This is a genomic window from Streptomyces sp. NRRL S-646 (genome assembly GCF_000720765.1).
Classification (GTDB): domain Bacteria; phylum Actinomycetota; class Actinomycetes; order Streptomycetales; family Streptomycetaceae; genus Streptomyces.
This window is the reverse complement of the sequence record NZ_JODC01000022.1, coordinates 44398-62041: the sequence shown is the minus strand read 5'-3', so window position 1 is coordinate 62041 and position 17644 is coordinate 44398. Positions and strand designations below refer to the sequence as shown.

At 70.8% G+C, this 17644-nt stretch carries 17 protein-coding genes and 1 pseudogene; 10 read left to right on the top strand and 8 right to left on the bottom strand.

The genetic code is table 11. The features are described 5' to 3' along the window. Positions 1 to 58 precede the first annotated feature (58 nt). Both IH68_RS0141510 and IH68_RS0141500 read left to right on the top strand, forming a co-directional pair. Positions 59 to 718 (top strand): TetR/AcrR family transcriptional regulator, encoded by a 660-nt coding sequence (locus IH68_RS0141510; RefSeq protein WP_030946726.1) that lies wholly within the window; start codon positions 59 to 61, stop codon positions 716 to 718. 454 nt (positions 719 to 1172) lie between these two features. Continuing rightward, the gene (locus tag IH68_RS0141500; RefSeq protein WP_030946723.1) at positions 1173 to 2381 is read left to right on the top strand and encodes an acyl-CoA dehydrogenase family protein; all 1209 of its coding nucleotides are present in this window, start codon (positions 1173 to 1175) and stop codon (positions 2379 to 2381) included. On the opposite strand, the gene IH68_RS59980 is transcribed toward IH68_RS0141500, so the two are convergent. After that, on the bottom strand, positions 2344 to 2592 hold the full coding sequence (locus IH68_RS59980; RefSeq protein ID WP_078912850.1) for a hypothetical protein: 249 nt from the start codon (positions 2590 to 2592) through the stop codon (positions 2344 to 2346). The genes IH68_RS0141500 and IH68_RS59980 overlap by 38 nt on opposite strands. A 139-nt stretch (positions 2593 to 2731) precedes the next feature. Here IH68_RS59980 and IH68_RS50725 point away from each other — a divergent pair. Further along, positions 2732 to 3856, top strand: a pseudogene (locus IH68_RS50725) (hypothetical protein). A 12-nt stretch (positions 3857 to 3868) separates the two neighbouring features. After that, the gene (locus IH68_RS0141485) at positions 3869 to 4966 is read left to right on the top strand and encodes a phosphotransferase family protein (RefSeq protein WP_030946717.1); all 1098 of its coding nucleotides are present in this window, start codon (positions 3869 to 3871) and stop codon (positions 4964 to 4966) included. Between the two features lie 10 nt (positions 4967 to 4976). On the opposite strand, the gene IH68_RS0141480 is transcribed toward IH68_RS0141485, so the two are convergent. Then, complete coding sequence (locus IH68_RS0141480; protein ID WP_030946714.1) at positions 4977 to 5411, bottom strand: hypothetical protein; 435 nt, start codon at positions 5409 to 5411, stop codon at positions 4977 to 4979. A gap of 266 nt (positions 5412 to 5677) precedes the next feature. On the opposite strand from IH68_RS0141480, the gene IH68_RS0141475 reads away from it, so the two are divergent. The 4 genes from IH68_RS0141475 to fxsA all read left to right on the top strand — a co-directional run bounded on the left by IH68_RS0141475 (position 5678) and on the right by fxsA (position 9792). Continuing rightward, the gene (locus IH68_RS0141475; RefSeq protein WP_030946711.1) at positions 5678 to 6118 is read left to right on the top strand and encodes an Lrp/AsnC family transcriptional regulator; all 441 of its coding nucleotides are present in this window, start codon (positions 5678 to 5680) and stop codon (positions 6116 to 6118) included. A gap of 77 nt (positions 6119 to 6195) precedes the next feature. Beyond that, on the top strand, positions 6196 to 7806 hold the full coding sequence (locus IH68_RS0141470; RefSeq protein ID WP_030946708.1) for an amidohydrolase: 1611 nt from the start codon (positions 6196 to 6198) through the stop codon (positions 7804 to 7806). A gap of 537 nt (positions 7807 to 8343) precedes the next feature. Further along, entirely contained in the window at positions 8344 to 9138 is a 795-nt protein-coding gene (locus tag IH68_RS0141465) for a polyprenol monophosphomannose synthase (protein ID WP_030946706.1), read from the top strand. A 96-nt stretch (positions 9139 to 9234) separates the two neighbouring features. Further along, positions 9235 to 9792, top strand: a complete 558-nt coding sequence (gene fxsA, locus IH68_RS0141460) for an FxsA family membrane protein (protein WP_030946703.1) — start codon at positions 9235 to 9237, stop codon at positions 9790 to 9792. Positions 9793 to 9891: 99 nt separating this feature from the next. On the opposite strand, the gene IH68_RS0141455 is transcribed toward fxsA, so the two are convergent. The 4 genes from IH68_RS0141455 to IH68_RS0141440 form a co-directional block, all read right to left on the bottom strand. Beyond that, positions 9892 to 10266, bottom strand: a complete 375-nt coding sequence (locus tag IH68_RS0141455) for an RNA polymerase-binding protein RbpA (RefSeq protein ID WP_003977404.1) — start codon at positions 10264 to 10266, stop codon at positions 9892 to 9894. Positions 10267 to 10533: 267 nt separating this feature from the next. Further along, positions 10534 to 11868 carry an MFS transporter gene (locus IH68_RS0141450; protein WP_030946701.1) on the bottom strand — a complete coding sequence of 445 codons (1335 nt, stop codon included), beginning with the start codon at positions 11866 to 11868 and terminating at the stop codon, positions 10534 to 10536. A 60-nt stretch (positions 11869 to 11928) separates the two neighbouring features. Further along, positions 11929 to 12696: a glycerophosphodiester phosphodiesterase gene (locus tag IH68_RS0141445; RefSeq protein ID WP_030946699.1), complete on the bottom strand. Its 768-nt coding sequence runs from the start codon at positions 12694 to 12696 to the stop codon at positions 11929 to 11931. Beyond that, on the bottom strand, positions 12693 to 13346 hold the full coding sequence (locus tag IH68_RS0141440) for a YczE/YyaS/YitT family protein (protein ID WP_030946698.1): 654 nt from the start codon (positions 13344 to 13346) through the stop codon (positions 12693 to 12695). The genes IH68_RS0141445 and IH68_RS0141440 overlap by 4 nt, the downstream gene beginning before the upstream one ends. 99 nt (positions 13347 to 13445) lie before the next feature. Here IH68_RS0141440 and IH68_RS0141435 point away from each other — a divergent pair, with 99 nt between their 5' ends. After that, positions 13446 to 14945 (top strand): PLP-dependent aminotransferase family protein, encoded by a 1500-nt coding sequence (locus tag IH68_RS0141435; RefSeq protein ID WP_030946695.1) that lies wholly within the window; start codon positions 13446 to 13448, stop codon positions 14943 to 14945. Positions 14946 to 14991: 46 nt separating this feature from the next. Here IH68_RS0141435 and IH68_RS0141430 read toward each other — a convergent pair whose 3' ends face one another. After that, a complete protein-coding gene (locus tag IH68_RS0141430) occupies positions 14992 to 16656 on the bottom strand; it encodes a membrane protein (RefSeq protein ID WP_030946692.1) in 1665 nt (554 codons plus the stop codon). 40 nt (positions 16657 to 16696) lie between these two features. Continuing rightward, positions 16697 to 16891, bottom strand: a complete 195-nt coding sequence (locus IH68_RS0141425) for a hypothetical protein (protein ID WP_016434155.1) — start codon at positions 16889 to 16891, stop codon at positions 16697 to 16699. 260 nt (positions 16892 to 17151) lie between these two features. Here IH68_RS0141425 and IH68_RS0141420 point away from each other — a divergent pair, with 260 nt between their 5' ends. Next, complete coding sequence (locus tag IH68_RS0141420) at positions 17152 to 17544, top strand: ankyrin repeat domain-containing protein (protein ID WP_030946690.1); 393 nt, start codon at positions 17152 to 17154, stop codon at positions 17542 to 17544. Positions 17545 to 17644 lie beyond the last annotated feature (100 nt).

Below are 17644 nucleotides of genomic sequence, written 5' to 3'. Positions count from 1 at the left end.
TGGTTGTTCTGACATACTGCGGATGTCCCGAACAGCCTGCCCGAGACCAGGGTCGAAATTGAAGATCAGCGAACAGAGCGACGCCACCCGTCCCCGGGCGCGCGGCACCGAGCGCTCGCTGGCGCGCCGAGCCGAACTCATCGCCATCGGGCGGAAGTTGTTCGCCGACAGGTCGTACGACGCGCTCTCGATGGACGACATCGCACGGCAGGCGCATGTCGCCAAGGGGCTGATCTACTACTACTTCCAGTCCAAGCGCGGCTACTACCTGGCGATCATCAACGATTCGGTCGCCGATCTGGTCACGTTCGCGGCGAGCGAGATCGAACTGGAGCAGCTGGACCGGGTCCATCGCACCATGGAGGGCTATCTGCGCTACGCCGAGCACAACCAGGCCGCCTTCCGTGCGGTCGTCAGCGGCGGCGTCGGCTTCGATGCCGAGGTGCACGCCATCCGGGACGGCGTGCGTGAGGCGATCGTGGCGACGGTCGCCGAAGGGGCGTACGGCCGCACGGACATCGCCCCGCTCGCCCGCATGGGCCTGTTCGCCTGGGTGTGCGGTGTGGAGGGCGCCACTCTCGACTGGATCGACCGCCCTCAGCTGTCCCGTGAACAGATGCGCGAACTCCTGGTCAAGCAGCTCGGCGGCGCCATGCGTGCCATCGAGGAACTGGACCCGGCCTACCCCACTCCGGCCCCGGCCCGCCGCGACACCTGAGCGAGGGGCGAAGGCTCCCGCGTCCCCGCCTCAACCACCGTACTCCTGCGGCCAGTCGACCGCCGTGATCGGCTCACCGGCCGCGGTGCCACCGCTGCCCTCCCAGAAGTACGTACCGCCCGGACCCTGCCGGCTCTTGTACGTCATCTTCGTCGCGCCGAGGTCCTTGAGCTCGGCGCTCGTCGCCGAGGCCGCCGCTCGCGCAAGTCCCAGCCGTGCGTCACATTCCGCTGAACATCGCGTGCAGCGAGTGGCCGGGATATTCTTGAAGTAAGCGGTCGTTAACTGGTGACGGGATGCCTCCAATCGGGCATACTCACAGCGCAGCCGCTGGTCAGCAGCTTCCGAGACCCGGGAGGGCGAGCATCGGCCGGCCCCAGGAAGACCCGGCGGAGCCGCCCCCACCCAAGGCGCGCGTCGGCCGATGTGCCCGAACAGGGAGGAGAGCGTCGCCATGCCCGACCGCGCCCCGCAGCCGGTGGACCGTCAACTGCCCACGGACGAGGCCCGGGATCTGATCTCGCTCGTCCGCGACATCGCCCAGCGCGAGATCGCTCCGAAGGCGGCCGAGGAGGAGGACGCCGGACGCTTCCCGCGCGAGGTCTTCACGTTGCTGTCGGAGTCGGGACTGCTCGGTCTGCCGTACGACTCCGAGTACGGCGGCGGCGACCAGCCCTACGAGGTCTACCTCCAGGTCCTCGAAGAGCTCGCCGCGGCGCGCCTCACCGTCGGCCTCGGCGTCAGCGTGCACACGCTCGCCTCCTACGCGCTCGCCGCGTACGGCACCAAGGAACAGCAGGTCGAGCACCTGCCCACGATGCTGGGCGGCGGCCTGCTGGGCGCCTACTGCCTGTCCGAGCCGTCGTCAGGCTCCGATGCCGCCTCTCTTCGCACGAAGGCGGTGCGCGACGATGGGGGCCCCTCCCGCTCGAGCGAAGCCGAGAGTGGGGGAGACTGGGTGATCACCGGGACCAAGGCCTGGATCACGCACGGCGGGATCGCCGACTTCTACACGGTCATGGCCCGTACGGGGGAGGAGGGACCTCGCGGCATCACCGCCTTCCTGGTCCCGGGCGATGCCGAGGGTCTGAGCGGTGCGGTGCCCGAGAAGAAGATGGGGATGAAGGGCTCGCCCACGGCGCAGGTCCACCTCGACGGCGTGCGGGTGGCGGACGAGCGGCGCATCGGCGAGGAGGGCCAGGGCTTCGCGATCGCCCTGGCCGCGCTCGACTCCGGCCGGCTCGGCATCGCCGCCTGTGCGATCGGCCTCGCCCAGGCGGCGCTGGACGAGGCGGTCGCGTACGCCACCGGGAGGCTGCAGTTCGGGCGGCCCATCGCCGACTTCCAGGGGCTGCGCTTCATGCTCGCCGACATGGCCACCCAGATCGAGGCGGGCCGGGCCCTCTATCTGGCGGCTGCGCGGCTGCGCGACGCGGGGCGGCCGTTCGCCAAGCAGGCGGCCATGGCCAAGCTGCACTGCACGGACACCGCGATGAAGGTGACCACGGACGCCGTCCAGGTCCTCGGCGGATACGGCTACACCGCGGACTTCCCGGTCGAGCGCTATATGCGCGAGGCCAAGGTGCTGCAGATCGTCGAGGGCACCAACCAGATCCAGCGGATGGTCATCGCCCGTCACCTTGCGGGTCCTGAAACGCGCTGAACTGGCCTCTGGTGACCTGCGGGGCCGCCAGCCTGATCCACTCCGGGTCGTGGCGGCCCGGCAGGGTGCGGCCCCGGTCGGCCCAGGCGCGCATCAGATCGCGGTAGATCGGCGGATCCTGCAGGTGCGGCGGCACCGGCACAACCGTTCCTTCGGGCGGTGGAACGAACACGCGGCGCTGACGCCCGATCACGGAATAGGTGGGGGTCATACCTGGGCAACGCGGAGGTAGGCGGACAGGTCACCCATCCGTGGAATCGAGCGTGAGTTCCCGGACGTCCGGCTCCCCCTCTGGCCTCCGCCAGCTGTCTGACGTACCGTCAGCCCAGCCGTCTCCAGGGAGGTTTGGCGTGGCCGACGACCGCCCCGTACCACTCGACGAGTACCCCGTGCACCAGGTCCCGCTGTCCATGAAGCACGTGGCGACCGGGGACCGGAACGCCTACGACCGCTGTATCTTCCACGTCCTCGACCACGAGGGGCGCGCCCTGCTCATCGTGGGCCTCGGGGTCTACCCCAACCTCGGCGTGATCGACGCGTACGCGACCCTGCGGACCGGGGACTCGCTGCACGCGGTGCGCGCCTCGGACGCCCTCGGTGAGGACCGTATGCGGCTCGCCGTCGGCCCGCTCAGGATCGAGGTCGAGGAGCCACTGCGGCGACTGCGGCTGGTGGGTGACGACGACCTGTTGTCGTACGACCTCACCTGGACCGCCGGCTTCCCCGCCCTGTGGGAACCCCACCACCTCCAGCGCCGCGGGGACCGCCTCACCCTCGAAGGGCGCCGCTTCGTCCAGGCGGGCGGCGTGGAGGGCGTGATCCGTGCCGCGGGCGAGGAGTTCCGGGTCACCGCCGGCGGGTGGACCGGCACCCGCGACCGCAGTTGGGGAGTGCGGCCCATACCGGGGGAGGAGGGCGGGCGCCTGGCGGAGGAGCACCCGACCGAGGGCTTCCACTGGCTCTGGTGCCCGGTGCGCTTCGGGGACCGGTTTCTGATGGTGATCGTCCAGGAGGATGCGGACGGGTACCGCACTCTGAACGACGCCACCCTGGTCCATTCCAGTGGTATGTCACACATCAGTGGGAGCCGCCGTGACCGCCAACTCGGCTGGCCCGTCCCCGAAATCACCTACCGCCCCGGCACCCGTCACCCCGAACGCGCCCTCATCCATCTCGGCGACCCGCGCAAACCGCAGGAGCTTGAGGTCGAGATCCTCACCTCCTCGCCGCTCGCGATCGGGGCCGGCTACCCGCCCGCCGACGACTGGCAGCACGGCACCTGGCGCGGCCGCGGCTGGACGGACCGCCGTACGTAGGACCTGACGCAGCCGCACGCCCTGGCCGCCTACGGGGTCACCGATCATGCCGCCCGCTTCCGGCTGGACGGCCGGACGGGCCACGGCATCTTCGAGCACGGCTCGTTCGGGCGGCACGATCCGAGCGGGTTCACGGACTTCACTTCGGTCGCACCGTAGGTGGTATGTGACATGGCACCCACTGCACCCCGCCCCCGCACCGCCACCCGCGACCCGGAGGAGCTCGCCCGCCGCCTCACCGCCTGGCTCTCCACCCGCCTGCCCGGTGCCAAGGCGGTCGGCGTTACCGTCCCCGAGTCCAACGGCATGTCCAGCGAGACCCTGCTCTTCGACATCGAGCACCCCGAACCACCCGTGCGCCGCTGCGCGTTGAGGCTCGCGGCGGACCCTGCGGCGTACACCGTCTTCCCGGTGTACGACATGGCGCGCCAGTACCGCACGATGCGCGTCGTGGCGGAGCACTCGGACCTGCCCGTGCCGAAGGTGCTGTGGCTGGAGGAGGATCCCGGCCCGCTCGGGGCGCCGTTCTTCGTGATGGAGCGCGTCGAGGGACGCGTGCCGCCCGACGTCATGCCCTACACATACGAGGGCAACTGGCTGCACGCGGCGACCGACGCCGAGCGCGAACACCTGGAGACGGCCTCGATCGGGCTGCTGGCCCGACTGCACGACCAAGTGCCGCGGAAGGCCGCCGAGTTCCTCGCCCTCCCCGGCGAGGGCGACGCCCTGCGCCGCCATGTCACAGCCCAACGTGCGTACTACGACTGGGTCGTCGACGGGCGAGCCCGATCACCGCTCATCGAGACCGCGTTCGACCGGCTGGAGGAGCTCTGGCCCAGCGATCCGGGCACGCCGGTGCTCAACTGGGGCGACGCGCGCATCGGGAACGTCGTCTACGACGGCTTCGAGCCCGCCGCCGTCCTCGACTGGGAGATGGCTGCCTTCGCCCCGCGCGAGGTCGACCTCGGCTGGACGGTCTATCTGCACCGCTTCTTCCAGGACCTCACGGTCGCCTTCGGCCAGCGAGGCATGCCGGACTTCCTGCGCCGCGACCGGGTGGAGGCCCGCTACGCCGAACTCACCGGCCACACACCGCGCGACATGGACTTCCACACCCTGTACGCCGCCCTGCGGCACGCGATCGTCATGCTGCGTGTCGCCTACCGGCAGGTGCACTTCGGGGAGGCGGCCGTTCCGGCGGACCCGGACACACTGATCCTGCACCACGGCAGCCTGCGGGCCATGGTGCAGGGCAGCTACTGGAATTGAGCGAGGCGGTTCAGGCGGCCTGACGACGCATCGCAGGCACGCGCATCGGGCGCGAGCCCGGGCCGCCGACGTGCGAGAACGGCTGCGTCCGCCAGTCGAGCCCCTGAGGGAGCGTCAACAGGAGGGCCGTGCCCTGCTCCTGGGGCTCGGCCGACTCGTCCGCGGAGCGGGCCTCGGCCGCCCGGCGGCCGGTGCCGGCGCAGACCGTGAGGCCGAACGGGTTCCACGGCGAGGCGCACAGTGCATGCTCCGGCAGGACCTGCTCGTCCGCCAGCAGGGCGATGGGCTGCGCGCAGTCCGGGCAGATCACCCGGTACATCTCGAAGGTGTCGTACGCGTCGAGTTCGTCCTCGAAGGCGTCGGGTTCGACGCCCTCCGGCTCGGGCTCGACGACGGCCTGGAGCCGCTTGGGTGCGGTACGACCAGGGCGCTTAAGACTCTGCATAGGTTCTCCCCCTCGGGTGGGCCGTTCGGGCACTGCGGCCTCGACCACAGCAAGCACTTCCCGCCCCGTCTCGGCGGTAATCACGAGAGCATCACGGAGACGTCTCGACGGCTGTGTCCTTCGTCACATGCCGCCCGCAGGTGCCCGGGGCGGACGTTTTGTCCCTCGGACGGCTCACGGACAGCTCTCGGGCACATCACAAAGCGGGTATGACCTGGACTGCTCAGGTATCCGAGGAGATCAAGCGCACTGTAGGTTCTTGCGTCATGGAGGAGCTGGACCGTCAGATCGTGCAGCTGCTCGTCAAGGACGGGCGGATGAGCTACACAGACCTGGGCAAGGCCACGGGCCTGTCAACGTCGGCCGTGCACCAGCGGGTGCGCCGGCTGGAACAGCGTGGCGTCATCCGCGGCTATGCCGCGGTGGTCGACCCCGAGGCCGTCGGGCTGCCCATGACCGCGTTCATCTCGGTCAAACCCTTCGACCCCAGTGCCCCCGACGACATCTCGGACCGCCTGGCCGGGGTCCCCGAGATCGAGGCCTGCCACAGCGTCGCGGGCGACGAGAACTACATCCTCAAGGTACGGGTGGCCACGCCGCACGAGCTGGAGGAGCTGCTGGCGCGCCTGCGCACGCTGGCGGGCGTCTCGACGCGCACGACCGTGGTCCTTTCCACGCCGTACGAGGCGCGGCCGCCGCGAATCTGACCGGCCTACGGTCAGGACACCGGGCGAAGGCCGACCTGCGTACCGGGCGGTCCGGGTGAGGCGCGAGACTGTTCCCCATGAGTGAGCGCATCCCCGAGCCGAAGACCGTCCTGCTCCGCCGCGGAGAGGTCCACAGCCCCGCCGACCCCTTCGCGACCGCGATGGTCGTGGAGCGCGGCCAGGTCGCCTGGGTCGGTTCGGAGGGCGCCGCGGACGCCTTCGCGGACGGTGTCGACGAGGTGGTCGACCTGGACGGCGCCCTCGTCACCCCGGCCTTCACCGACGCCCATGTGCACACCACCTCCACCGGCCTCGCGCTCACCGGCCTCGATCTGTCCGACGCGCCCTCCCTGGAAGCCGCCCTCGTCCTGGTGCGGGACTTCGCGGCGGCCCGCCCGCAGGACAAGGTGCTGCTCGGGCACGGCTGGGACGCCGCCCGCTGGCCCGGCGGCCGCCCCCCGACGCGCGCGGAACTGGACGAGGCCACCGGAGGCCGCCCCCTCTATCTCTCCCGGATCGACGTCCACTCGGCGGTCGTCACCACGGCCCTGCTCGACCTGGCCCACGGGGTCGGCGCAGAGGACGGCCCGCTGACCGCCGACGCCCACCACGCCGTACGCGCCGCCGCGTTCGCAGCCGTGACGCCGGCCCAGCGTGCCGGGGCCCAGCGCACCGCGCTCGCGCACGCCGCCTCCCTCGGCATCGGCTCCGTCCACGAGTGCGCGGGACCGGAGATCTCCTCCGAGGACGACTTCACGGGACTGCTCCGGCTCGCCGCCGAGGAGCCCGGACCGCGAGTCATCGGCTACTGGGCGGAACAGGCCGAAGAGGGCGTGGCGAAGGCGCGCGAGCTGGGCGCGGCCGGCGCCGCCGGCGACCTCTTCGTCGACGGGGCCCTCGGATCGCACACCGCCTGCCTGCACACGCCGTACACCGACGCCGACCACACGGGCACCGCCTACCTGGATGCCGCCGCGGTGGCCGCCCACGTGGTGGCCTGCACCGAGGCGGGCCTCCAGGCCGGCTTCCACGCGATCGGCGACGCGGCCGTGACCACGGTCGTCGACGGTGTGCGCGCCGCCGCCGAGAAGGTCGGCCTGGCCCGCGTCCGCGCCGCCCGCCACCGTGTCGAGCACGCCGAGATGCTCACCCCCGAGACGATCGCGGCCTTCGCCGAACTGGGCCTGACCGCCTCCGTGCAGCCGGCCTTCGACGCACTGTGGGGTGGCGAGGAGGGCATGTACGCCCAGCGCCTGGGCGCCGACCGGGCCCGCACCCTCAACCCCTTCGCGGCCCTGCTCAGGGCGGGCGTTCCGCTCGCCTTCGGCTCCGACAGCCCGGTCACGCCGCTCGGACCGTGGGGCACCGTCCGCGCCGCCGCCTTCCACCGCACGCCCGAGCACCGTGTCTCCGCGCGCGCCGCCTTCACCGCCCACACACGCGGCGGCTGGCGGGCGATCGGGAGGGACGACGCGGGCGTCCTGGTGCCTGGCGCACCCGCCGACTACGCCGTGTGGCGCACCGACGAACTGGTGGTCCAGGCCCCCGACGACCGGGTCGCCCGCTGGTCCACCGACCCCCGCTCCGGCACCCCCGGCCTGCCCGACCTGAGCCCCGGCCGCGACCTGCCGGTCTGTCTGCGCACCGTGGTCGGCGGGCGGACGGTGTTCGTACGGCCGGGCGAGTGATCTCCCGGGGTGGCGCGGCGCCGATCGATGCCCTCAGCGGCGTCGCACGACCTGCGTATCCTCCGCCCTGACCAGGGCATTGATGCAAAATGCGCAGGTCAAACGGCTGTTGACAGCCGATGGCAGGGGGCCGGTAGGTTCGGCCGAGTCCACCACCGGACGCCCGACCGGGGAACTTCCGCGCACTCGTCGCAGCGCCGCTGGGTCAGGGACGGTGTGCCGCACCGGGGCACCGCCACTGGGAGCCAGGCTCAGCGCCCGCGCCGCGACGGGAGGACCGTTCCGGCCGGTCGGGGAGGTGTGACCCGGGTGGGGCCCGGGCTCAGTAGACAACGGCTTTCGGTCGACCCGCAGCCAGCGGGCCCCAGGTCGGCCCGAAGGGCGCCGGGCCCCCATCCGTAGATCCGCGAAGGTGCCCAAAAAAGCGCTCTTACCCCGCTCTTGTGGAATCGACACCACTATACGAACGTCCTGTCGCGTCATCGCAGGCCGTGACCACTATGGTGGACGTCTGCGTACGGACACGAAGGGGCAGCAGTGAACGACGGCGACGGGACCCTCGCGGCAAAGGCCCAGGGGAGGCAGTTCGGCCCGCTCGGCACGGCCTTGGTGATCATTCCGACCTACAACGAGGCGGAGAACATCAAGTCCATCGTCGGCCGGGTACGGAAGGCGGTCCCCGAGGCTCACGTCCTCGTGGCCGACGACAACAGCCCGGACGGCACCGGCAAGCTCGCCGACGAACTGGCCGCCGAGGACGACCATGTCCAGGTGTTGCACCGCAAGGGCAAGGAAGGCCTCGGCGCCGCCTACCTCGCGGGCTTCCGCTGGGGCCTCGACAACGGCTACGGCGTGCTGGTCGAGATGGACGCCGACGGCTCCCACCAGCCCGAGGAACTGCCCCGGCTGCTGACCGCGCTCAAGAGCGCCGACCTGGTCCTCGGCTCCCGCTGGGTGCCCGGCGGGCGGGTTGTGAACTGGCCCAAGAGCCGTGAGTTCATCTCCCGCGGCGGCAGCCTCTACTCCCGCCTCGCCCTCGCCCTGCCGCTGCGCGACATCACCGGCGGCTACCGCGCCTTCCGCCGCGAGACCCTCGAGGGCCTCGGCCTCGACGAGGTGGCCTCCCAGGGCTACTGCTTCCAGGTCGACCTGGCCCGCCGCGCGGTCAAGGCCGGCTACCACGTCGTCGAGGTGCCCATCACCTTCGTCGAGCGCGAACTGGGCGACTCGAAGATGAGCCGCGACATCCTCGTCGAGGCACTGTGGCGGGTCACGGCGTGGGGCGTGGGGGAGCGGGTCGCCAAGGTCACGGGCCGCGGCAAGAAGGCCTGACCCCGTCCGTCTGCTCAGAGCCCGCGTTACGGTCTCACAACCGCGGTTGATCATTCGTTTATGCCGCACTGAGGCGGGCCCAGGCACACTGGATGCATGACGACAGGTGCTCCGACCCCCACGTATCCCGCCCGGCCCCGGCGCTCCCGGCTGCGGACCTTCCTGCCGCTCGGCGTCGCGGCCTGGCTGGTGCTGGAGATCTGGCTGCTGACCGTGGTCGCGGGCGCGTCGAGCGGGTTCACGGTGTTCCTGCTGCTCCTTGCGGGCTTCGTGCTCGGTGCCGCGGTGATCAAGAAGGCGGGCCGGCGCGCCTTCCAGAACCTCAACGAGGCGCTGCAGCGCGGCGGCACCCCGCAGAGCGGCGGAGGCAACGGCCTGCTGATGCTCGGTGGTCTGCTCCTCATGATCCCCGGCCTGATCTCGGACGCGGTGGGCCTGCTTCTGCTGATCCCCCCGGTCCAGAAGGCCCTGAGCCGCCTCACCGAGCGCACCCTCGACCGCAAGCTGCGCGAGGCCGGTGCGGGCAGCTTCGGTGACGCCTTCCAGCAGGCCCGAATCCACCGCCCCGACGGCAAGGTCGTCCAGGGCGAGGTCATCAGGGACGAGCCGGACGGCGACGCCCCGCAGGGCCCGCGACCCCCGCTGACCCACTGAGAACGCGGCAGGAGACACGACTGCGGGCGTCCACGTGAATCCACGTGGACGCCCGCAGTCGTTTGCGTGCGTGGTTGGTCCGCCCGACCCCGGCAGGAACTAAGCCGACTTGCGGCTGTCCCGCGGGTGTACCGCGATGTTCATCGCGCCCGAACGGAGAACGGCAAGGCGCTCCTCGAGGACCTCTTCGAGTTCCTCGCGGGTGCGCCGTTCCATCAGCATGTCCCAATGCGTACGCGCGGGCTTGGCCTTCTTTTCCTCAGGGCCGTCGCCGTCAACGAGGAGTGCCTGGGCCCCGCAGACCTTGCACTCCCACTCCGGCGGGATCTCCGCCTCGACCGAGAAGGGCATCTCGAACCGGTGCCCCTTCTCGCATGCGTACTCCACGGCCTGGCGCGGGGCCAGGTCGATGCCGCGGTCCGTCTCGTAGCTGGTCACCACGAGGCGCGTGCCGCGAAGAGCTCGCTCACTCATGAATCGTGCCTCCCGGGCTTGTCGCCCACAGGACAGGTGTCGCTGTCGTCGTCATCCGGTCAACGTCCGGTCGGCGGTAAAGATTCCCGTTCCGTGTCCCGTTCCGGGTCATGCGTCGCCGTCGTAGCCGCCCCTTGTTGTACCCACCAGCGCCCGGTTTGTCACATCTGCTAGCAGATGTCACCCAGCGTTTCGGCATCTTTGACGCGCAGTAACGGTACGCCTGGCAGGCCAAACGCGTACACTACAGCCCTTTCGCCGTGAGTGCTAAATCCTCTCAGGGACCGGATTGCCCGCCGCCAAGATCGCCTGCCGCACCGGAACCCTTGTGAGCAGGGCAAATCCGATGACGAAGAAGGCCACGAGCGAGATGATCGCGTCGCGATAACTTCCGGTCAGCTGGTAGGTGATCCCGAACAGAAGCGGTCCCAGCCAGCTCATGCCCCGGTCGCTCATCTCGTACGCCGAAAAGTACTCGGCCTCTTTGCCGGGCGGGACCAGATGCGAGAACAGGGAGCGGGACAGGGCCTGGCTGCCGCCCAGCACGAGACCGATCCCGGACGCCAGCACGAAGAACCACACCGGCGCCCCGGCCGGCAGGAAGTACCCGGCGCCCAGGGTCACCGTCCACGCCACCAGCGAGCCGAGGATGGTGCGCTTGGCCCCGTACGTCCGGGCCAGCCTTCCCATCCCCAGCGCGCCCGCCACCGCCAGCACCTGGACCATCAGGACGGCCGTGATGAGCGTGGACTGGCTCAGGCCCAGCTCTTCCGAGCCGTACACCGACGCCTGGGAGATCACCGTCTGGATGCCGTCGTTGTAGATGAGGTAGGCGAGAAGGAAGGCCAGAGTGAGCGGTTTGCCGCGCATGTCCCGGACGGTGGACGCCAGCTGCCGCCAGCCGTGGACCGCGGGCGCCGCGGACGCCGTACGGCGGTCCCGCAGCCGCTTCAGCGGTACGAGGGTGAAGGCGCCCCACCACAGGCCCGCGGAGGCCAGGCAGATACGGACCGCCGTCGACTCGGAGACGCCGAAGGAGTCGTGCCCGGTGAACAGCACCAGGTTCACGATCAGCATCGACGAGCCGGCCGCATAGCCGAAGGCCCAGCCGCGCGAGGAGACCCGGTCGCGGTCCTCGGGCGGTGCGATCTGCGGCAGGTAGGAGTTGTAGACGACCATCGAGACGGCCACGGCCGAGTTCGCGACGATCAGCAGGAGGCCGCCCAGCAGATAGCGGTCCCCGGACAGGAAGAACAGGCCCGTGGTGGCCGTCGCCCCCACATAGGCGCAGGCGGCGAGCAGCGGCTTCTTCCGCCCCGTGCGGTCGGCGGCCGCGCCCACCAGTGGCATCACGAGGATCGACACGATCACGGACGCGGAGACGCAGTACGCGAAGAACGACCCCGCGCGCACCGGGATGCCCAGAGGATGCACGAAGCCGTCCGCGTCCGCCGCCGACTTGGCGACCGCCGTCAGATAGGGGCCCAGGAACACGGTGAGCACGCTCGTCGAGTAGACGGAGCAGGCCCAGTCGTAGAAGTACCAGCCGCGCTGCTCGCGCTGCCGGTCGATGACGTCCGTCCGCACGGTGTCGGAGCTCACCCGTGCCCTCGCTTCCCCGCTGAAGTGCCATGCGAAGGCTCGGGGGAGGGGCCGCCGGGCTCAGACCCAGACGCCGCGTTCTTCCATGACCTTGCGCAACGTGTCGATGTGATCGGTCATGATGCCATCGACTCCCAGGTCCAGGAGCCGGTGCATGCGATCGGGCTCGTTGATGGTCCACACGTGCACCTGCAGCCCGCGCGCATGGGCGGCGCGGACGAAGCGGTGGTCGACGACCTGGATGCCGGACTGCGACTCGGGCACCTGGGCTGCGACCGCCGAGGCGCGCAGCGCGGCCGGGACGCCCCAGGAACGCAGCCGCAGGTTGAGCACGCCACGCGTGCCGTACGAGGTCGCCAGGCGCGGACCGGCCAGCCGCTGGGCACGCACCACGCGCGCCTCGGAGAACGAGCCGACGCAGATCCGGTCCCACGCGCGCGTGCGCTCGATCAGGTCCAGGAAGGGGTGGAGCGAGGTCTCCGCCTTCAGGTCGACGTTCCAGCGCACCTCGGGGAAGGTCTCGAGCAGCTCCTCGAAGAGGGGAACCGGCTCCTTGCCCGCCACGCGCGCGTGGCTCACGTCCTTCCACGGCAGGTCCGCTATGCGCCCCGCGCCGTCCGTCATCCGGTCCAGGGTCGAGTCGTGGAAGGCGACCAGTTTGCCGTCCGCCGTGGTGTGGACGTCGGTCTCGATGTAGCGGTAGCCCGCCTCCACCGCCCGCCGGAACTGCAGCACGGTGTTCTCCAGGCCGTCCGCGGCCCCGCCCCGGTGGGCGAAGGCGATCGGGCCGGGATGGTCGAGATAGGGGTGGCGTATCCGCGTGGTCACCGTCGCAGTATCGCCCTGTGGGGTTGCCCTTCGGCAACCACCGTGCTGCCGCCGGATGCCGACGGGACGTCGAACACCCGCAGGAAGAGCTGGGCGAGCGGACCGATCGACACCGCGTAGAGGACCGTGCCGATGCCGACAGTGCCGCCGAGGATGAAGCCGGTCGCGACGACCGCCAGTTCGATCGCCGTCCGCATCAGGCGGACGGAGCGGCCGGTGCACCGGTGCAGGCCGGTCATCAGCCCGTCCCGCGGGCCCGGCCCGAAGCGGGCGGAGATGTAGAGCCCGGTGGCCAAGCCGTTGAGCAGGATGCCGGCCAGCAGGAGAGGGATCCGTACGGCGAGGGAGTGCACGTCCGGGACCAGGGCGAGCGTGCCGTCCATGGCGATGCCGACCACGAAGACATTGGAGACCGTGCCGAGGCCCGGGCGCTGGCGCAGCGGGATCCACAGCAGCAGCACCGCCGCGCCCACGACGATCGACACGACACCGATGGTCAGGCCGGTGAGCTCGGCCAGGCCCTGGTGCAGCACGTTCCAGGGCTCAAGGCCCAGGCCCGCCTCGACGAGGAGCGCGGAGCTCGCGCCGTACAGCGCGAGACCGACGTACAGCTGGATCAACCGTCGCCCGAGACGGTTCTTCGTGGACAAGAGGTGCCCCCTGTGGTCGTAGTGGCCTGGTTCGTGACACCCTGTGGCTTGGGTGGAAACATCATCCATGGCCAATTCGGGGAAGGTGGACTGATTTCCATGGCGACGTGGACCTCGGCGATCGGGGCGGCACAGCTCGCCCGGCTGCTCAACTCGCAGCAGGACCGCCCGGCCGGCCCCGGCACGCGCCGTCCGCCCGCCTACCGTGCGCTTGCCGACGGCATCCGACTGCTGGTGCTGGAGGGCCGCGTTCCGGTGGCCGCCCGGTTGCCCGCCGAGCGCGAACTCGCCCTGGCCCTGTCCGTCAGTCGTACGACGGTCGCGGCGGCCTACGAGGCGCTGCGTACCGAGGGATTCCTGGAGTCCCGGCGCGGCGCCGGCAGCTGGACCGCCGTACCGGCCGGGAACCCGCTCCCGGCGCGCGGCCTGGAGCCCCTGCCGCCCGAGGCCCTGGGCTCGATGATCGACCTGGGCACCGCGGCGCTCCCCGCACCCGAGCCATGGCTGACCCGTGCCGTCCAGGGCGCCCTGGAGGAACTGCCGCCGTACGCCCACACGCACGGCGACTATCCGGCCGGTCTGCCCGCTTTGCGCTCGATGATCGCCGACCGGTACACCGCGCGCGGGATCCCGACGATGCCCGAGCAGATCATGGTGACGACGGGAGCCATGGGGGCGATCGACGCGATCTGTCACCTCTTCGCCGGCCGGGGCGAGCGCGTCGCCGTCGAGTCGCCGTCCTACGCCAACATCCTCCAGCTGATGCGGGAGGCCGGGGCGCGGCTGGTGCCCGTGGCGATGGCCGAGGGCCTGGCCGGCTGGGACCTGGACCGCTGGCGGCAGGTGCTGCGCGACGCCGCACCCCGGATCGCGTACATCGTTGCCGACTTCCACAATCCGACCGGCGCGCTCGCCGACGACGACCAGCGGCGTCAGCTCGTGGAGGCGGCCCGGTCGGCGGGGACGGTGCTGATCGCCGACGAGACGATGAGCGAGCTGTGGCTGGACGAAGGCGTCGAGATGCCGCGGCCCGTGTGTGCCTTCGACCCCGCCGGGTCCACGGTGATCACCGTCGGGTCGGCCAGCAAGGCCTTCTGGGCGGGGATGCGCATCGGCTGGGTGCGCGCCGCACCGGACGTGATCCGCAGCCTGGTCGCCGCGCGCGCGTACGCCGATCTCGGCACCCCCGTGGTGGAGCAGCTCGCCGTGAACTGGCTGTTCAGCACGGGGGGTTGGAAGGAGGCCGTGGAAGTGCGGCGCGTGCAGGCCCGGGAGAACAGGGACGCGCTGGTCACGGCGGTGCGGCGGGAGCTGCCCGACTGGGAGTTCGAGGTCCCGAAGGGCGGACTGACGCTGTGGGTGCGGACCGGGGGGCTGTCGGGCTCCCGCCTCGCCGAGGTGGGGGAGCGGGTCGGGGTGCGGGTGCCGTCCGGGCCGCGCTTCGGGGTCGACGGTGCCTTCGAGGGGTATGTGCGGCTGCCGTTCACCGTGGGCGGTGCGGTCGCCGACGAGGCGGCGGTGCGGCTGGCCGCGGCGGCTCGGTTGGTGGAGAGCGGGGCGCCGGGGGGCGGGGAGTCGCCGCGGACGTTCGTGGCGTAGCCGGGGACGGGGAGTCGGCCACTGTCACAGCGCCCGGCGCTGAAACCTACTGCGCCTCCGCCGCCACGGCCTCCGCGGGCATCGGCTTTGCCTCGACCGGCTCCTCGTCGAGGGGCACCACCTCGACCGGCACCGCTTCAACCGGCACGGCCTCGACAGGCCTGGCCTCGACGGAGTCCTGGTCGACCGGCATGGTCCGCGGCGGCAGCAGCGCCAGCACCGCCTCGCGGTGCGCGTCGCTCGCCGTGTCGTCGTACGGGTCCGGAGTCGACGGCACCTGAAGCCGGTGCACCGGGCCCGGGCCGAGACGGGCGTAGCCGCGGCCGGGCGGTACCTCGGCGGCCGGAGTCGTGGCCGGGAGAGCACCCAGGACCCCTGACAATTGCTCGGCCGTCGCCGGGCCGAGGACGACACGCGCGCGCGTGTGCTGCCGTACGTCATCGCTCAGCGCTTCGGCGTGGTCGAACTGTTCGCCCACCACGACCGTCACATTCACCGCGCGGCCGTGCCGGAGTGGGACCTGGAGCAGGGACTGCGGGTCCTCGCGGCCGTCCGCGGCGGCGAGATGGGTGAAGGCGCTGGGGCGGTCCAGGAGGAGCCACAGGGGACGCCTGGTGTCCTCCGGCGGCGGCTCGCCGGCCTGACGGGAGCGGTTCGCGGCGATCAGACGGCGCTCCGTCTCCAGGGCGGCCCACTCGAGACTCGTCAGCGCCCCGGTCAGCCCGCACTCGACGGCCAGAACGCCGTCCCGGCCGGTCAGGCACGCGAACTCGCCGGAGCCGCCCTCGACGATCACGACGTCGCCGTGCTGCAGCGCCTGCACAGCGATGGAGCGCAGCAGGGTCGAGGTGCCGCTGCCGGGCTGGCCCATGATCAGGAGGTGCGGTGCGGTGGAGCGGATGCCGGTGCGCCAGACGACCGGCGGAACGTCACGTCTGTTCTCGCCGTAGGTGAGGGGAAGCGTGCGCTGGACCTGGGTGGGGTCCGTGAAGCCGAGGACCGTCTCGCCCGGCGCCGTGACGAACCGCTGGGCGGCGATGTCGGTGGGCAGTGGGGGCAGCACCGTGACCGTCAGCTCGTTGCCCTCTTCCTCCCATGCGAAGTGGTACTCGCGGCCGCGCCCCGACTTGGCGTGCAGCAGCTGCTCGATCCTGGCGCGGGACTCGGCCTCGCCATCGGTGAAGTACGCCGGGTAACGGATCACGAGATGGGTGATACGGCCCGATTCGTCGAACTCGTATGCAGGGAAGGCCTTCTCCCACTCGCCGCCGTGGGCGTACAGGGGGGTGGGGTCCTCGGCGATCGAGAAGTACGGGATCAGGGCCTCGTACAGCGACTTGAGGCGCTGCACCTGGGACTCGTCCGGCCCTTCGGGCACCGCCGGTGCGCGGTCCCGGCCGTGCAGGGCTGCCGCGGTCATCAGGCCGATGACGGCGAGCAGTGGGCCGTAGGGCACGAGCGCCACGACCAGGACCACCGAGGCCACCAGGAACAGCAGCGGCCCACGCCTGTCCTTGGGGGTGTCGGCCCACTTGTGCCGCCCGGCCGCTGCCAGTCGGCGCAGACCGCGGGTGATCGTGATCAGCGGGTGGAGGACGTCGGTGGCGCTGTCGGCCGCCGTCCGGGCCAGTTCCCGGCTCCGCGCGATCTGCATCCGGGCGATCTGTGCGTTGTCCTTGCTCAGGATGCGGGGGAGGGGGCGCCGGGCCACTGCATTCTCCTGGTGGTGCGTACGGGCGGGAGGGGCGGTGTCAGAACTTGATGCCGCCGAGGAGGCTCGCGAGGCTCTCGCCGCCCGCCTTGATGCTCGGGGCGATCGCAGTGCTTGCGAGGTAGAAGCCGAACAGGGCCGAGACCAGGGCGTGCGACGCCTTCAGGCCGTCCTTGCGGAAGAAGAGGAAGACGATGATGCCGAGCAGGACCACGCCGGAGATGGACAGGATCATTTTTTTCTCCTGGTTCACGGGGACAGTCACCATGAGTACTTCCAGGATCACAGCATGTATCCATAGTATTAAAGGTGCAAATGGATGAATCTCGGTAGATTTCCCTCAGGTGGTCGAGCCGACTCGGGTCGACCGGGCCGAACCCCCGTGTCCTGCCTGGTCTGGGGTGATCTTTACCTCCGGCGCATCGGGTCATGTGCCGCGGAAGCCAGTACCCTGGCGATTCACCTGAACGGTTGTATTGAGAGGCGGTCCGGCCGATGACTGAAGCCCCCGACCCCGAGGTCGTGGAGCTGGCGACCAAGATCTTCGATCTGGCCCGGCAGGGGCAGACCGAGGCGCTCGTGGCGTACGTCGACGCGGGTGTACCGGCCAACCTCACCAACGACCGCGGTGACTCGCTCGTGATGCTCGCCGCCTACCACGGGCACGCAGACGCGGTACGCGCCCTGCTCGCCCGGGGTGCGGAGGGCGACCGGATCAACGACCGGGGCCAGACTCCGCTCGCCGGGGCCGTCTTCAAGGGCGAGACGGACGTCATCAAGGCCCTCCTCGAGGGCGGTGCCGATCCGGCCGCGGGCACCCCGTCGGCCGTCGACACGGCGCGGATGTTCGGCAAGACGGATCTGCTCGAGTTGTTCGGCGCACACTGATCCGAATGTTCTGACCAGTAAAAACACGGAAAACGGGGGAGGCGGTACAGGGCCGCCGAAATTTCGGTCGCGGCAGGTCGAAGTGCCGAGTCATCATGAC

Excerpts from the sequence above, each read along its gene's own strand:
- IH68_RS0141500 (WP_030946723.1), top strand. The coding sequence starts at position 1,173 with ATGCCCGACCGCGCCCCGCAGCCGGTGGACCGTCAACTGCCCACGGAC.
- IH68_RS59980 (WP_078912850.1), bottom strand. The coding sequence starts at position 2,592 with ATGACCCCCACCTATTCCGTGATCGGGCGTCAGCGCCGCGTGTTCGTT.
- IH68_RS0141485 (WP_030946717.1), top strand. The coding sequence starts at position 3,869 with ATGGCACCCACTGCACCCCGCCCCCGCACCGCCACCCGCGACCCGGAG.
- IH68_RS0141480 (WP_030946714.1), bottom strand. The coding sequence starts at position 5,411 with ATGCAGAGTCTTAAGCGCCCTGGTCGTACCGCACCCAAGCGGCTCCAG.
- IH68_RS0141475 (WP_030946711.1), top strand. The coding sequence starts at position 5,678 with ATGGAGGAGCTGGACCGTCAGATCGTGCAGCTGCTCGTCAAGGACGGG.
- IH68_RS0141470 (WP_030946708.1), top strand. The coding sequence starts at position 6,196 with ATGAGTGAGCGCATCCCCGAGCCGAAGACCGTCCTGCTCCGCCGCGGA.
- fxsA (WP_030946703.1), top strand. The coding sequence starts at position 9,235 with ATGACGACAGGTGCTCCGACCCCCACGTATCCCGCCCGGCCCCGGCGC.
- IH68_RS0141455 (WP_003977404.1), bottom strand. The coding sequence starts at position 10,266 with ATGAGTGAGCGAGCTCTTCGCGGCACGCGCCTCGTGGTGACCAGCTAC.
- IH68_RS0141435 (WP_030946695.1), top strand. The coding sequence starts at position 13,446 with ATGGCGACGTGGACCTCGGCGATCGGGGCGGCACAGCTCGCCCGGCTG.
- IH68_RS0141425 (WP_016434155.1), bottom strand. The coding sequence starts at position 16,891 with ATGATCCTGTCCATCTCCGGCGTGGTCCTGCTCGGCATCATCGTCTTC.
- IH68_RS0141420 (WP_030946690.1), top strand. The coding sequence starts at position 17,152 with ATGACTGAAGCCCCCGACCCCGAGGTCGTGGAGCTGGCGACCAAGATC.